General features: G+C 71.4%; 14 protein-coding genes. 6 read left to right on the top strand and 8 right to left on the bottom strand.

The window, feature by feature from the left end:
• Both VK611_23930 and VK611_23925 read left to right on the top strand, forming a co-directional pair.
• Positions 1–1248, top strand: a 1248-nt coding sequence (locus VK611_23930) for a beta-eliminating lyase-related protein (protein ID HMG44404.1), incomplete at its 5' end; no start/stop codon positions are given.
• A 100-nt stretch (positions 1249–1348) separates the two neighbouring features.
• A complete protein-coding gene (locus VK611_23925; GenBank protein ID HMG44403.1) occupies positions 1349–2401 on the top strand; it encodes a hypothetical protein in 1053 nt (350 codons plus the stop codon).
• Positions 2402–2482: 81 nt separating this feature from the next.
• Here the strand turns inward: VK611_23925 and VK611_23920 are convergent, their stop codons facing one another.
• The 3 genes from VK611_23920 to VK611_23910 all read right to left on the bottom strand — a co-directional run bounded on the left by VK611_23920 (position 2483) and on the right by VK611_23910 (position 6346).
• On the bottom strand, positions 2483–3853 hold the full coding sequence (locus VK611_23920) for a DEAD/DEAH box helicase (GenBank protein ID HMG44402.1): 1371 nt from the start codon (positions 3851–3853) through the stop codon (positions 2483–2485).
• A gap of 185 nt (positions 3854–4038) precedes the next feature.
• Complete coding sequence (locus VK611_23915) at positions 4039–5082, bottom strand: LLM class F420-dependent oxidoreductase (protein HMG44401.1); 1044 nt, start codon at positions 5080–5082, stop codon at positions 4039–4041.
• A 25-nt stretch (positions 5083–5107) separates the two neighbouring features.
• A complete protein-coding gene (locus tag VK611_23910; GenBank protein ID HMG44400.1) occupies positions 5108–6346 on the bottom strand; it encodes a hypothetical protein in 1239 nt (412 codons plus the stop codon).
• A 192-nt stretch (positions 6347–6538) separates the two neighbouring features.
• On the opposite strand from VK611_23910, the gene VK611_23905 reads away from it, so the two are divergent.
• The 4 genes from VK611_23905 to VK611_23890 all read left to right on the top strand — a co-directional run bounded on the left by VK611_23905 (position 6539) and on the right by VK611_23890 (position 10069).
• Positions 6539–7414 carry an amidohydrolase family protein gene (locus VK611_23905; GenBank protein HMG44399.1) on the top strand — a complete coding sequence of 292 codons (876 nt, stop codon included), beginning with the start codon at positions 6539–6541 and terminating at the stop codon, positions 7412–7414.
• An 18-nt stretch (positions 7415–7432) separates the two neighbouring features.
• On the top strand, positions 7433–8482 hold the full coding sequence (locus VK611_23900; protein HMG44398.1) for a Rieske 2Fe-2S domain-containing protein: 1050 nt from the start codon (positions 7433–7435) through the stop codon (positions 8480–8482).
• 61 nt (positions 8483–8543) lie between these two features.
• The gene (locus VK611_23895) at positions 8544–9194 is read left to right on the top strand and encodes a trimeric intracellular cation channel family protein (GenBank protein HMG44397.1); all 651 of its coding nucleotides are present in this window, start codon (positions 8544–8546) and stop codon (positions 9192–9194) included.
• A 20-nt stretch (positions 9195–9214) separates the two neighbouring features.
• A complete protein-coding gene (locus VK611_23890; GenBank protein HMG44396.1) occupies positions 9215–10069 on the top strand; it encodes a hypothetical protein in 855 nt (284 codons plus the stop codon).
• A gap of 3 nt (positions 10070–10072) precedes the next feature.
• Here the strand turns inward: VK611_23890 and VK611_23885 are convergent, their stop codons facing one another.
• From VK611_23885 to VK611_23865, 5 genes are all read right to left on the bottom strand, one after another.
• The gene (locus VK611_23885; GenBank protein HMG44395.1) at positions 10073–10828 is read right to left on the bottom strand and encodes a glucose 1-dehydrogenase; all 756 of its coding nucleotides are present in this window, start codon (positions 10826–10828) and stop codon (positions 10073–10075) included.
• 76 nt (positions 10829–10904) lie between these two features.
• Positions 10905–12065 (bottom strand): thiolase domain-containing protein, encoded by a 1161-nt coding sequence (locus VK611_23880; protein ID HMG44394.1) that lies wholly within the window; start codon positions 12063–12065, stop codon positions 10905–10907.
• A gap of 1 nt (position 12066) precedes the next feature.
• Complete coding sequence (locus VK611_23875) at positions 12067–13140, bottom strand: thiolase domain-containing protein (GenBank protein HMG44393.1); 1074 nt, start codon at positions 13138–13140, stop codon at positions 12067–12069.
• Positions 13140–14111, bottom strand: coding sequence for an OB-fold domain-containing protein (locus VK611_23870; protein HMG44392.1), 972 nt, complete (start codon positions 14109–14111; stop codon positions 13140–13142). The genes VK611_23875 and VK611_23870 overlap by 1 nt, the downstream gene beginning before the upstream one ends.
• Before the next feature lie 320 nt (positions 14112–14431).
• Positions 14432–14663, bottom strand: a 232-nt coding sequence (locus VK611_23865; protein HMG44391.1) for a hypothetical protein, incomplete at its 5' end; no start/stop codon positions are given.

Raw genomic sequence — 14663 nt, 5'->3', positions numbered from 1 at the left:
CTGGAGCTGATCCACGACCTGGAGTCCACCCTCGCCGAGATCACCGGCTACGACCGGGTGTCGCTGCAGCCCAACGCCGGGTCGCAGGGCGAGCTGGCCGGCCTCCTGGCGATCGCCAGGTACCACCAGAGCCGGGGCGAGCCCGAGCGAGACGTGTGCCTCATCCCGTCGTCGGCCCACGGCACCAACGCCGCCTCGGCGGTGATGGCCGGCATGCGCGTGGTCGTGGTGGCCTGCGACGACGACGGCAACGTCGACCTCGACGACCTCCGGGCCAAGGCCATCGAGCACGGCGCCCAGCTGGCGGCGGTGATGGTCACCTACCCGTCGACCCACGGCGTGTTCGAGGCCCAGATCACCGAGCTGTGCGACGTCGTCCACGACCACGGCGGCCAGGTGTACATCGACGGCGCCAACCTCAACGCCCTGGTCGGTGTGGCCCGGCCGGGCTGGTTCGGCGGCGACGTCAGCCACCTGAACCTGCACAAGACCTTCTGCATCCCCCACGGGGGCGGCGGTCCCGGCGTGGGCCCGGTGGCCGTGCGCGAGCACCTGGCGCCCTTCCTGCCCAACCACCCGCTCACGCCGGACGCGGGCCCTGACACCGGTCCCGGCCCGATCTCGGCGGCGCCGTGGGGGTCGGCCGGCATCCTGCCGATCAGCTGGACCTACACCAAGCTCATGGGCCCCGACGGCCTGCGCCGGGCCACCGAGGTGGCGATCGCCGGCGCCAACTACATCGCCGCCCGGCTCGCCGACCACTACCCCGTCCTCTACACGGGCGCCCACGGCCGGGTGGCCCACGAGTGCATCGTCGACCTCCGGCCCCTCACCAAGGCGACCGGCGTGACCGTCGACGACGTGGCCAAGCGCCTGGTCGACTACGGCTTCCACGCCCCGACGATGAGCTTCCCGGTGGCGGGCACGCTGATGATCGAGCCCACCGAGTCGGAGTCGCTGGCCGAGATCGACCGCTTCTGCGAGGCGATGATCGCCATCCGGGGCGAGATCGAGCGGGTGGCGTCGGGCGAGTGGCCGGCCGACGACAGCCCGCTGCGCCACGCGCCCCACACCGCCGAGGACCTGCTGGTGGCCGACTGGGCCCGGCCCTACGACCGCGAGCTGGGCGCCTATCCGCTGCGGTCGCTGCGGCGCGACAAGTACTGGCCCCCGGTCGGCCGGATCGACGGCGGCTACGGCGACCGCAACCTCATGTGCGCCTGCCCTCCCCCGGAGGCGTTCGAGTAGCCCCACCTGCGGTTGTGCCAGCTCTTGGCACATGCGTTTGATTCTTCGTCAATAAAGGTGTGGAATCAAGGCGTACGGTCAACAAGGGGGGAATTCCACGATGACCACACGTCTGAGGAGACCGCTGCGTCTCCTCCTCACGCTGACCTTGTCGACGGCCACGCTGCTGGCAGTCGCACCCGACGCGGCCGACGCCCAGGCGAGCGGCTGCGCGGCGGTCGGCACCAACTTCGCCGCCACCGGGCCGTTCGCCGTGACGGTCCAGAACGAGTCGGCCAACACCTACTACAGCCCGACGAACCTCGGCACCAACGGCTGCACCAGCCACCCGGTGATCCTCTGGGGCAACGGCACCGGCACCACGCCGGCGGTCTACGACGCCCTGCTCCGCCACCTGGCGTCGCACGGCTTCATCGTCGCCGCCGCCAACACGACCAACGCCGGCAGCGGCAACGAGATGGTGCAGGGCCTGACCCAGCTCACGCAGTGGAACGGGCAGAGCGGCAACCGCTTCTACCAGCGGGTCGACACCGCCAACGTCGGCAGCACCGGCCACTCGCAGGGCGGTGGCGGCGCCATCAACGCCGCCAAGAACCAGGGGGTGAAGACGACGGCACCCCTCGAGCCCTGGTCGGGCAACCAGGTCGGGCTCCAGGACAGCGACACGGCCCTGTTCTTCTCCGGCCAGAGCGACACCGTGGTCGCCCCGAGCTCCGTCCGCAGCCGCTACACCGGTGTGACGATCCCGGCGGGCTACGCCGAGCTGGCCGGCGCCAGCCACTTCGTCCCGGTCGGCGACGCCGGCGGCTTCCGGGGCCCGCTCACCGCATGGATGCGCTGGCAGCTGATGGGCGACGCCAACGGGAGCGGCCTGTTCGTCGGCGCCAACCCCGGCCTGCGCGGCGACCCGGCGTGGAGCGCCTACGAGGCCAACGCCCGGCTCCTGGCCCTCGGTGGCGGTGGCCCGGGCCCCGGTCCCGGGACGCAGTGCTTCACCACCACCAACACGGCCCACATCGCGGCCGGTCGGGCCACGAGCTTCTTCTTCATCTTCGCCCTGGCCGCCGGCAGCAGCGACTGGCTGGGCGTCAGCTCCGCCACCACCTCGCTGCAGGGCTCCGGTGGCACCTGGGAGAGCGTGTCGAGCTGCTGATCCTCGCCGCTCGACACGAAACTTCGACACAGGTGGTCGCTATGGCGCCAGCTGTGTCGAAGTTTCGGCGGCGACGGGAGGTCAGCGGCGGCGCTGGCCTCCCCCACCACTCCCGCCGGTGCGGGCCTTCGACTTGGCGACGTTGGCCCGCTTGCGCCACGTGCCACCCTTGGCGGCGCCGCCGCTTCCGTTCCCGTTGCCGTTGGAATGCGCTCCCCCACTGCGGGGGCGAGGGCGACGGGGGCGGTCGCCCGCAAGCTCGTCGGCGAGGTCCCGCGGGTGCTCCCGGCTGGGCGCCCGGCGGGCCGGGATCTCGCTGGGGTCGACGTCAGGGGTGTCGATCTGCTCGGGAAGGCCGACGGCCCGCTGGAGGGTCCGGGCGGCCTTGAACTGCGCCTTGGGCACGAAGGCGACGACCATGCCGGACGCGCCGGCCCGGCCGGTGCGGCCCGAGCGGTGGACGTAGTCCTTCGGGTCGGGCGGCAGGTCGTAGTGGACCACGCAGCCCACGTCGTCGACGTGGATGCCGCGGGCGGCCACGTCGGTGGCCACCAGCGCCGCGGCCCGACCGTTCGAGAACGCCGACAGCGCCCGCTCCCGCTGCGCCTGCGAGCGGTTGCCGTGGATGGCCACCGCGTCGACGCCGGTCTGGGTGAGCTGCCGGGCGATCCGGTCGGCGCCGTGACGGGTGCGGCTGAACACGATGGCCCGGCCGTGCCGGTTCACCAGCGCGGCCGCGAGGCCCGTCCGCTCGGCCGGCTCGGCCCGCCAGAACACGTGCTCGACCTCGCTGAGGTCGTTCTCGTCCTGGCCCACCTCGTGGCGGGCCGGGTCGCGCTGGTAGCGGCGCACGATCTTGTCGATCTCGCCGTCGAGGGTGGCCGAGAACAGCAGGGTCTGCCGCTTCTCGTTGGTCTGGTCGAGGATGCGCCGCACCGAGGGCATGAAGCCCATGTCGGCCATGCGGTCGGCCTCGTCGAGCACGACGATGTCGACGTCGCGCAGGTCGACGTCACGCTGCTCCAGCAGGTCCTCGAGGCGGCCCGGGCAGGCGACGACCACGGCCGCGCCCTGGGACAGCGCCCGGCGCTGCGGCCCGTAGGAGGCGCCGCCGTACACGGCGACCACGTTGTCGTGGCGCTGCTTGCCCTTGCCGGACGCCGGCAGCAGCTGGGCGATCTCGCCGGCCACCTGGGAGGCGAGCTCACGGGTCGGTACCAGCACCAGCGCCCGGGGGCGCCGGGGGGTGGCGATGGGGTCGAGCGTGGCGATCGCCAGCCCGAAGGCCAGCGTCTTGCCCGACCCCGTCGGCGCCCTTCCGCAGATGTCGCGCCCAGCGAGCGCGTCGGGGATGGTGGCAGCCTGTATAGGGAAGGGCTCGGAAATGCCGCGCTTGGCAAGGACCGCGCGCAGCTGAGGGGGGACGCCGAGATCGGCGAAGGTGGTAACCACTGATTCTCCTGGTCGTTTCGACACGTTGGAATGCAGGCCGAATCGAACAAGGTGAATCGAGCAGGCCCCGTCGGACGTAGGCGCCGACGACAGGTCGGCGGGGAGCGCCGACAGGTGACTGGAGGCAGGCTAGCGGGTGCAGCCCGCCGAACCCCGCATCCCGGGTGCCAAGAGCCGGAGCGACGTCAGCCGACGAGGTCGGCGATCTGCGCCAGCATCGGGGCCGGTCCCGACACCAGCAGCGTGGTGATGCAGGTCTCCCGCCAGGCCTCTAGGTCGTCGCGGAGCTTCTCCGGCGGGCCCACGAGGTACACGTCCTCGACCATCGCCGTCGGGACCAGCGCCGCGGCGTCGGCCTTGCGCCCGTCGAGGTAGGCGTCCTGGATCGCCTCGCACTCGGCCTCGTAGCCGAGGCGGGCGAAGACGTCCTTGTGGAAGTTGCGGTCCTTCGCTCCCATGCCGCCGACGTACAGCGCCAGCATCGGTCGCATGAGGTCGGCGCAGGCCTCGACGTCGTCGCCGGGGATGATCGGCACCACGCAGGCGACCTCGAACTCGTCGGGCTTGCGGCGCGCCCCCGGTCGGGCGAAGCCCTCCGCCAGCGCCTCCCGGTAGAAGCCGTCGGCCTTGGGCGAGAAGAACATCGGCAGCCAGCCGTCGGCGATCTCCGCGGCCATGGCCACGTTCTTCGGCCCCTCGGCGCCCAGGTAGATGGGGATGTCGGTGCGCAGTGGCCGCACGATCGACTTGAGCGGCTTGCCCAGCCCGGTCCCCTCCCCCTCCGGCAGGGGCATCGAGTAGAACTCGCCCTCGTAGCTCACCGGCTCGTCGCGGGCGACGATGCGGCGCACGATCTCGACGTACTCCCGCGTGCGGGCCAGGGGCTTGGCGTAGGTCTGGCCGTACCAGCCCTCGACCACCTGCGGCCCCGACACGCCCAGGCCCAGGATGAGCCGCCCGCCCGACAGGTGGTCGAGCGTGATGGCGGTCATCGCCGTGGACGCCGGCGTGCGGGCCGAGATCTGCGTGATCGACGTGCCCAGCTTGATGCGCTCCGTGGCCGCGCCCCACCAGGCGAGCGGCGTGAAGCAGTCGGACCCGTAGGCCTCGGCCGTCCACACCGACTCGAACCCCAGCGACTCCGCCGCGGCGATCTGCTCGGCCGCGTCCGGCGGCGGTCCGCTCGAAGGCCAATAGCCGACGACCAACCCCAGCTTCAGGTTCCGCATGCCGCGGACGCTATCTCGCGGGCGCTCAGCTCGTGCTGGTGACCCGGTTGGTGGCGCCGTTCGTGTCGGTCTTCTCGTCGTCGCCGCCGGCCGCCGGGGCCTCGACCTTCGGTGCTGCGGGGACGGCACCGGCCAGGCCCGACAGCATCTCGCGCAGCTGGTTCAGCTGGGCGGTGACGGTGTCGCGCTGGCGGGTGAGGTCGGACACCTCGCGCTCGGCGGTCTGCTTGGTGACCTCGGCGTGGGTGCGGGCCTCGAACAGGTGCTGCTCGGCCTCGCTGCGGGCGTCGGAGATGGTGCGCTCGGCGAACGACTTCGCCTTGGCGGTGATCTCGTTGGCCTCGGCGTCGCTGTCCTTGCGGCGCTGCTCGGACCGGGCCTCGGTCTCCTTGAAGCGGACGTCGGCGGCCTTGGCGCGCTGCTCGGCGTCGCTCACCAGCTTCTGCGTCTGGGCGACGGCGGCGTCGTGGCGCTCGCCTTCCTCGCGCTCGGCCTTCTCGCGGCGCTCGGCCAGCTCGAGCTCGAGGGCCTGGAGCTCGGCCTCTCGCTTCTCCTTGGCCTTGGTGAGCAGCTTGGAGGCGGCGGCGCGCTTCTCCTCGGCCTCGCGGGCGGCCTCGTTGCGGACCTCGATGATCTCGCGCTCGGCGGTGGCGCGCAGCGTGGCGATCTCGCGATCGGCCGTGGCGCGCAGCTCGCCCACTTCGTGGTCGGTCGCCTGGCGGAGCTGCGACGTGTCGCGCTCGGCGTCGGCGCGCAGGGCCTCGGCCTCGCGGCTGGCCGTGCCGCGGACGTCGGCGGCTTCGCGCTCGGCAGCGTCGCGGGTGGCCTTGGCCTCGCGCTCGGCGGCGGTCTTCACCGCGGTGGCGACGGCGCGGGCCTTCTCGACGACTTCCTTCGACTCGAGGTGCGCCGCGGCGATCAGCTTCTCGGCCTCACGGCGGGCGTCGTCGCGGTGGTCGGCCGCCTGCTCCTCGGCGAGGCGGAGCAACTGCTCGACGCGGGTGCCGAGGCCCGAGAGCGTCGGCTTGGCGGCTTCTTCGAGAGCACGCTGCGTCTCGGTCAGCTTCTTCTCGAGCTCGGCGACCTTGCCGTCGGTGTCTCGGGTGGAAGTGTCGGCGAGGTCACGTGCATCGACCAGCTGGGCCAGGCGCGCCGTGAGGCGCTCGATGTAGCTGTCGACTTGGGTACGTTCGTAACCCCGCAGGACGATCGTGAAGTCGGGGACTCCCCCGTGCTCTGTCTGCGACGGCGAGGTGGTGGCCATTGCGCAACTATTGCAGACGCGAAGAGCACGTCGCTCACGTGCGTGCAGGTCTTTGGGAGCGTCTCACAGGAAATTCATTCAAGACTTCGCGCAGGGTGACGACATATCCGCCGGATGTCACGCGGAGCGCGTGAGCCGCCGCACGCGGTGACCGGTCTCGACCAGAATTGAAACGTGTTCTAGTGTGGGGGCATGGGGATGCCCACCGACATCGGGGTCGTCGACCTCATGCTCCAGATACCCGACGGGAACAAGCGAGACTGGTACAAGTTCCTGGCCGGCAACCTGCGTGACGCCGAGAGCCGCGACGAGTTCGAGTTCCCGGTCGAGTACATGTTCAAGGACGTCCCCGACGACCTGCCGGACGATGCCGACCCCGTCGACGTGGTGCTGCAGGAGATGGACCGCCACAGCATCGAGCGGGCCATGATCGGCGTCGCCTGGGAGCGCAGCTCGGCGGTCCGCGGGCTCGAGAACCACCCCGACCGCTTCATCGGGTCGTGGAATATCGACCCCAATCGCGGCATGGACGGCGTGCGCGACCTCGTCAAGGCGTACGAGACGCTGGGCATCAAAGCCGTCACGGCCTTTCCCGCCGGCTACTCGCCCCAGGTGGCGATCGACGACAAGAAGTTCTTCCCGCTCTACGCCAAATGCATCGAGCTGGACATCCCCGTCTTCATGACCACCGGCGTGCCCGGGCCCCGTGTACCCATGGCCTGCCAGCGCACCGAGCTGCTCGACGAGGTCTGCTGGTTCTTCCCGGAGCTCAAGATCGTGATGCGCCACGGCGCCGAGCCCTGGGACGACCTGGCCGTGAAGCTCATGCTCAAGTGGCCGAACCTCTACTACTCCACCAGCGCGTTCTCGCCGCGCTATTACCCCCGCTCGATCATCGACTATGCCAACACCCGCGGCGCCGACAAGATCATGTATGCGGGCTACTTCCCGATGGGCCTCTCGCTGGAGCGGATCTTCTCCGAGCTCCCCCACGTCCCGCTGAAGGACGACGTCTGGCCGAAGTTCCTCCGGGAGAACGCGCTGCGGGTGCTGCAGCTCGACGGCTGAGGCCGGGAGGCGACGACGATGGACCAGCGCTACCCCTTCCCGATCCCGTTCGGTTGGTTCTGCGTCGGCTACCCCGACGACTTCCCCGTCGGCGAGCCGAAGGCCCTCTACTACTTCGGGCGCCACCTGGTCGGCTGGCGCGACGAGACGGCCGAGGTGCACGTCCACGACGCCTTCTGCCCCCACCTCGGCGCCCACCTGGGCCACGGCGGCAGCGTCGAGGGTTGCGAGATCGTGTGCCCGTTCCACGGCTGGCGCTACGACGCCGAGGGCCGCAACACCGACATCCCCTACAGCGACCGGGTGAACCGCAAGGCCCAGCTGCGCACCTACCCCGCCGTCGAGCGCAACGGCGTCGTGATGGCCTGGTACCACCCGGACGACGTCGCCCCGCTGTGGGAGCTCCCCGAGGTTCCCGAGTGCAACGACGACCCCGATTGGTCGACGGTCATCCGCACCGACTACACGATCGACGCCGCCTGGCAGGAGATGGCCGAGAACGCCGTCGACTCGGCCCATTTCCGCTTCGTGCACAACACGGCGACGGTGCCGGAGATCGATTCGTACGAGTCGTCGTTCCCGGAATCGGTGATGCGCTCCTCGCAGAAGTTCCGCACGCCGCGGGGCGACATGGAGGGCCGCATCGACACACACGCCTGGGGCCCCGGCGTGTCGCTGGTGAACTTCAGCGGCATCGTCGACACCCTCAACTTGGCCTGCACCACACCGATCGAAGCCGACCGCTGCATCGTGCGCTTCAACTTCCGCTTCAAGACGATGGGTGACGAGAAGACGACCCGCAGCGTGGGGCGCGCCTTCGTCGCCGAGGTCGACAAGCAGGTGCGCGAGGACAAGCCCATCTGGGAGCACAAGGCCCACCTCGTGCGGCCGGCGCTGGCCGTCGCCGACGGGCCCTTCATGAAGTTCCGCAAGTGGGCGGGGCAGTTCTACGCCGAGGACTCGGCCCCAGCCGACGAGCGACTGGTCTTCCCCCCGCCCTTCTGGCCCGACAGGGTCGACGAGGCGCCGGCCAAGGCCACCGCCAGCGCCCGCGAGGAGCGCCGCTGACCCACGGCGGCCCGGGCCCGAGGTCCACCACCGCCGGAGGGGCGGCTGCCACGCTGCGGGCGTGGAGCACGAGATCGGGTCGACGCAGGTGCAGACCGCCCTCGACGTCCTCGGCATCGTCGCCTTCGGCGCTTCCGGGGCGCTGCTGGCGGTGCGGCGGGGCTTCGACGTCGTCGGGCTGACGGTGCTGGCGTTCGTGGCGGCGCTGGGCGGCGGCATGATCCGCGACCTGCTGCTGCGGGTCGAGCCGGTGGCGCTGACCGACACCTGGTACCTGGCGGCGGTCGCCGTCACCGCGGCGCTCGTGTTCCGGGCCGGCCCCGCCGTCCACCGCCACCGGGGTGCCCTGCTGCTGTTCGACGCGATCGGCCTCGGCGTCTTCTGCGCCACCGGCACCGTCAAGGCGATCGACCTCGGCGTCGAGCCGCTCGGCGCCGCCCTGCTGGGCACGATCTCCGGCTGCGGCGGCGGCATGATCCGCGACGTCCTGGTGCGCGACACCCCGGTGATCTTCGGCCGGCGCTCCGAGCACTTCGACTCCCAGCTCTACGCGGTGCCCGCCTTCGCCGGCTCGCTCGCGCTCGCGGTCCTCGCCGACTGGCGCCCCGCCCGGGTCGACACCTCGATGGTGGCCGTCGCCCTGTTCGTCGTCGCCTTCCGCCTCGCCGCCGTCCACTACGACTGGCAGGCCCCCCACCCTCGCCCCCTCTGACCGCAGCCGGCCTCACTACGGTGGGTGCGGAGGGAGGGACGCTGGTGGGGGTGGAGGGGATGCAGATCTCGCAGGGGCGGGAGCGGCGCAGCTCGTTGCAGGCGTGGATCGAGGCATCGTCGATCGTGGCCGCCTTCCTCTACGCGTTCGGGTGGATCTTCACCGCCCGGTTCCTCGCCCGGTTCGGCGTGGCGCCGGAGGACGTGGGGTTCAGCTTCAGCTACCTGCTGATCCGCGTCGGGTTCATGGCCCTCGCCTTCCTCTCGCTCGCCGCGGGGATCTTCTGGGTGCTGAACAAGCTGGCCGACTTCAGCGGCTCGACCCGGATCAGGATCCCGCGGGCCTCGGTCCGCAACGCCAGCCAGCTCGGCGTCGCGGTGCTGGCGGTGGTAGCGGTGGTGAGCGTGGCCCGGTCGGCGCTGGTCACCGCGGCTGCGCTCGTCCTCTTCTACGGCGTGGCGTGGCTGCTGGCCCGGTGGCTGTCACGCGGGGCGGCGCTGTGGGCGACCGAGTACTACGAGTCGCTCGACCTCAGCATGCGGGCGCTCCTCCGGTCGCTGGCGGTGGTGTGCGTCGCCGTCGCCGCCGCCGGCCTGATCGCCCTGCCGTTCGTCGCCGCCGACGTCTACGCCGACCGGGTCCAGGCGGGCGACGCGCTGCGCACGCCCGTGCTCCCCGGCATCACCGGCCTGAGCGTGCCCAAGGTGGAGGTCACGACGGTGGACGGCTCCCCCGTGTCGGCCGACGTCACCGACGGTGCCTGCGTCCACCTGCTGGGCAGCGCCGGCGGGGTCGTCATCCTCTACGACCACGACGCCGACCGGGTGCTGAGGGTGCCCCAGGAGCGGGTCACCCTCCAGGAGCCCTGCTCCTGAGCGCTACTGGTCGAGGATGCCGTGGTCGCCGCAGGTGGCGCCGCCGTCGACGGCGAGCTCGGCGCCGGTGACGTAGCTGGCCTCGTCGGAGGCGAGGAACAGGACGGCGTTGGCGACCTCGTCGGCCGACCCCATGCGGGACACCGGCAGGCGCTTGTAGTAGGGCGCCTCGCCGCTGGTGCCGGCGACCATCGGCGTGTCGATGCCGCCCGGGTGCACCGAGTTCACCCGGATGCCCCGGTGCCCGAAGTCGATGGCGGCGCTCTTCGACATGCCCCGCACCGCCCACTTGGTGCTGCCGTAGGCGCCCACGAACGGCAGGCCCTGGAGGCCGCTGGTCGACGAGATGTTCACGATCGACCCGCCCCCGGCCTTCACCATCGACGGCACCACCGCCTGCATGCCCAGCAGCACCCCGACCACGTTGACCTGGAGCAGGCGCTCGTACTCCTCCCGCTTCACCCGGTCGAGGAGGCCGAAGGACAGGATGCCGGCGTTGTTGATCAGCACCGTGATCGGCCCGAACGCCTCTTCGGTGGCAGCCACCGCGGCCGCCCACGACGACTCGTCGGTCACGTCGAGCGGCACGAACGCGCAGTCGTCGCCGATGGAGCCGGCCACGGCCTTGCCCTCGGCCTCGAGGACGTCGCCGATCACGACCTTGGCGCCCTCGGCCACGAACCGCCGCGCCTCGGCCTCACCCTGACCCCGGGCACCCCCGGAGATCAGCGCCACCTTGCCCTCGAGTCGTCCCGTCACGTCGTCTCCTCCTCGAAATTGCGTGGCTGGAGGTCGCTGTGGGGCCACGTCCCACGCAATTTCGGTCGGTCGCCACTCATGGCTTCTGCGAGCCGACGGCCCACATGGCGAAGAACTGGGAGCCGCCACCGTAGGCGTGGCCGATCGCCACCCGGGCGCCGTCGATCTGGTGCTCGCCGGCCATGCCCCGCACCTGCAGGGCCGACTCGGCGAAGCGGATCATGCCCGACGCCCCGATGGGGTTCGACGACAGCACGCCGCCCGACGGGTTGATGGGCAGGTCGCCGTCCATCTGGGTGGCGCCCTCCTCCACCATCTTCCAGCCGGTGCCCTCGGGGGCGAAGCCGAGGTTCTCCATCCACATCGGCTCGTACCAGCTGAACGGCACGTAGATCTCGGCCACGTCGACGTCCTGGCGGGGGTTGTCGATGCCCGCCTGCTTGTAGACGTCGGCGGCGCAGTCGCGCCCGCCCTGCGGGTTGACCTGGTCGCGGCCGGCGAACATCGTCGGCTCCGACCGCATCGCCCCGCCCAGCATCCACGCCGGCGGCTTCGTCGCGGCATCGCCGCCGGCCTCGTCGGTGAGGATCATGGCGCAGGCGCCGTCCGACGACGGGCACGTCTCCGAGTAGCGCAGCGGGTCCCACAGCATCAGCGAGTCCTTCACCGAGTCGAACGTGATCTCGGGCTCGTGCAGGTGGGCCAGCGGGTTCTTCAGGGCGTTCTGGCGGTCCTTGAGGGCGACCAGGATGCCGATGTAGTCCGGCGCCTCGGAGCGCCGCATGTAGGCCCGGATGTGCGGGGCGAAGTAGCCGCCCGCCCCCGCCACCAGCGGCATCTGGAACGGGATCGGCAGCGTGAGCGCCCACATGGCCTCGCTCTCCGACTGCTTCTCGAAGGCGATCGTGAGCACCCGCCGGTGGATGCCGGCCTGGACGAGGCTGGCTGCGACCAGCGCCGTCGACCCACCCACCGAGCCGGCGGTGTGGACCCGCAGCAGCGGCTTGCCGACCGCGCCCAGGGCGTCGGCCAGGTACAGCTCGGGCATCATCACGCCCTCGAAGAAGTCGGGCGCCTTGCCGACCACCACGGCGTCGATGTCCGCCCACGTCAGCTCGGCGTCGGCGAGTGAGTTCCGGGCGGCCTCCCGCAGCAGCCCGGGCAGCGACACGTCGCCCCGGGTGGCGGAGTACTTGGTCTGGCCGACGCCGACGACGGCCACCCTCTCCTTGCCCATCTCAGGTCCCCCCTTCGAGCACGCACACCAGGTTCTGTTGGAGGCACGGGCCGCTGGTGGCATGGGCCACCGCCCGTTGCGCCTCACCCCGCATCACCCGCTGGGCCGCCTCGCCGATGCGGACCAGGCCGGCCGCCATCATCGGGTTGGCCGCCAGCGCGCCACCCGACGGGTTCACGTCGACCCCGTCGCCGAGGCCCAGGGCCCGCCGCAGGACGACCTCCTGGTGGGTGAACGGGGCGTGCAGCTCGGCCACGTCGACGGGCCTGCTGCCCACTCCGGCCTTCTCCCCCGCGATGCGGGTGGAGTCGGAGACGGTGAGGTCGCGCACGCCGATGCTGTGGGCGTCGGTGCGGTGGTCGATGCCGTCGATCCACGCCGGCCGCTCGACCAGCTCGCGGGCCCGGTCGCCGGCCGCCAGCACGATCGCCGCGGCGCCGTCGGTGATGGGCGGGCAGTCGTGCTTGCGCAGCGGGCTCGCCAGCTCGGGCTCCTTCAGCAGCACGTCGGGCTCCTCGGACGACCGGAGGAGGGCGAACGGGTTCGCCGCGGCGGCGCGACGGCTCCGGGCGGCGATGCCCGCCATCTCGTCGACGGTGGTGACCCCGGCGTCGAGGCAGGCACGGGCCTGCAGCGCCGCCAGGGCGATGCTGTCGGGCCACAGCGGGGCCTGGTGGTAGGGGTCGAGCTGGCGGGACAGGACGTCGCGCAGCGAGCCCGGCGACGACTTCCCGTAGGCGTACACCAGGGCGGTGTCGGCCTGGCCGGTCTGGATCTTCACCCAGGCCTCGTAGAGCGCCCAGGCGCCGTCGGCCTCCACGTGGCTCTCCGCGATGGGCGGCCAGGCGCCCACGGCGTCGAGGGCCTGCACGAAGCTGAACGCCGCGCCGGCCAGGTAGTCGGTGCTGCCGGAGCAGGTGAAGTCGATGTCCCGCTGCTCCACACCGAGGCTCGCCTTCACCTCGTGGAGCACCGGCATCACCATCTCCACCTCGTTGCTGTCGTCGAGGCGGCGGACGTGCTGCGTCTGGGCGAAGGCGACGACGGCGACCTCGCGGCTACCGGAGGTGGGCATCAGACGTGCTCCCGGAACGACTCGTACGGTGCGTCGGGCTCACCGGTGGGCTTCCACCACTTGATGTTGGTCATCGTCGGCCCCAGCTCCTCGTCGTCGACCCACACCGCCTCGACCCGCATCCCCATCCGCACCTGGTCGAACGGGATCTCCTGGACGAGGCCGAACAGCCCGATGTCGGCGCCGTCGAGCAGCACGGTGGCGCACACGTAGGGCACCTCCATGGCCTGGCCGTAGAACTGGAGGTTGACCACGCAGAACGTGGTGACGATGCCCCGGGCGGGCAGCTCGACCTGCTCGCTGGTGGCCACCCCGTCGGTCGGGCACGAGCCTCGGGGCGGCACGTACACCTTGCCGCACACCCCGCAGCGCTCCCCCAGGATGCGCTTCTCGGTGATGCCGTGGAGGAACCGGGTGGTGGCCTGGCCGGCGGTGAAGCGGTATTCGAGGCGGGCGGGGGTCTCGATCAGCTTCACGGGCTCGTCGGTGGGGTGCTCCGGCGGGGCCGGCGGCGTCGGGTCCGTGTCGGCCGACTCGGGCTCGAAGCAGGCGATGTCGGTGATCGACCCGCTGCGTTCGTCGGCCCAGCGGACCCGCACCCGCATGCCGGTGGCCATGGCCTCGGGCGACCCGGCGTCGACGGCGTGGAGCATGGTCGTGTCGGCCCCGTCGAGCCGGATCAGTGCCCAGGCGAAGGGACGGTCGAGCGGCTGGTGGGCCCGGGGTTCGGGCTCCCACGACCAGGTGGTCACGACCCCGCCGGTGCCGACCTCCACGAGCTCGGTCAGCTCGTCGCCGGTCGCCGGGTCGTACTCGACCGGCGGGCACAACACCCGCCCGTCGGTCGTCCTGATGCCCAGGACCTTCCCGTCCCTGAGCCCCGTCAGGAAGGCGCCCTGCACCACCCCGACGGTCCGCCGGAACGGATACTCCAGGACGAGCGGCGCCGACAGCACCTCACTGGTCGACATGTTCGGCGGCTCCCCCTCGTGCGTCGAAAACTGAAACACGTTCTAGCAGAGGTCACGCCCGAAGCGAAACGCCACTGAGGCTGGGACGGCAGGTAGTTGCAGTCGTACTGTATGAACATGGCGAACGCGGACGTGCTGGAGATCCGTACCCACCCGCAGCTGGAGTGGTGGCGACACGATGGTCACCGTGTCGCTCGACGTCCCCGAGCGGCTGCCCCGCACCGCGGTGCTGACCAGCGGCCGGTGTTCGGGTCCGGACGCGAAACTGCGTGGCAAGTGGCCGCCACGGCACCACCTGCCACGCAGGTTCGGTCAGGCGGCTAGTTCTTCACGACGGCGGGGACCTCGGCGAAGCTGATCACCGAGCGGATCGCCTCGCCGGCCTTCAGCGCGGCGACGGCGTCGTTGACGTCGTCGAGGGCGAGCCGGCGGGAGATCATGCCCGCCAGGTCGAGGCGGCCGTTCTTCCAGAGGCCGAGGACCCGGTGGAAGTCGGTGCGCACGTCGGCCGAGCCGTAGTACGAGCCGGTGAAGTTCTTCTCGGCGAAGAAG

The organism is Acidimicrobiales bacterium (genome assembly GCA_035316325.1).
Classification (GTDB): Bacteria; Actinomycetota; Acidimicrobiia; order Acidimicrobiales; family VFJN01; genus DASXTK01.
Note: the sequence above shows the minus strand (reverse complement) of the source record. Positions and strands in the feature narration are given on the sequence as shown.

Bases quoted from the DNA above. Each gene is read 5' to 3' on its own strand.
- VK611_23905 (HMG44399.1), top strand. From the start codon at position 6,539: ATGGGGATGCCCACCGACATCGGGGTCGTCGACCTCATGCTCCAGATA.
- VK611_23870 (HMG44392.1), bottom strand. From the start codon at position 14,111: ATGTCGACCAGTGAGGTGCTGTCGGCGCCGCTCGTCCTGGAGTATCCG.
- VK611_23925 (HMG44403.1), top strand. From the start codon at position 1,349: ATGACCACACGTCTGAGGAGACCGCTGCGTCTCCTCCTCACGCTGACC.
- VK611_23880 (HMG44394.1), bottom strand. From the start codon at position 12,065: ATGGGCAAGGAGAGGGTGGCCGTCGTCGGCGTCGGCCAGACCAAGTAC.
- VK611_23915 (HMG44401.1), bottom strand. From the start codon at position 5,082: ATGCGGAACCTGAAGCTGGGGTTGGTCGTCGGCTATTGGCCTTCGAGC.
- VK611_23900 (HMG44398.1), top strand. From the start codon at position 7,433: ATGGACCAGCGCTACCCCTTCCCGATCCCGTTCGGTTGGTTCTGCGTC.
- VK611_23910 (HMG44400.1), bottom strand. From the start codon at position 6,346: ATGGCCACCACCTCGCCGTCGCAGACAGAGCACGGGGGAGTCCCCGAC.
- VK611_23875 (HMG44393.1), bottom strand. From the start codon at position 13,140: ATGCCCACCTCCGGTAGCCGCGAGGTCGCCGTCGTCGCCTTCGCCCAG.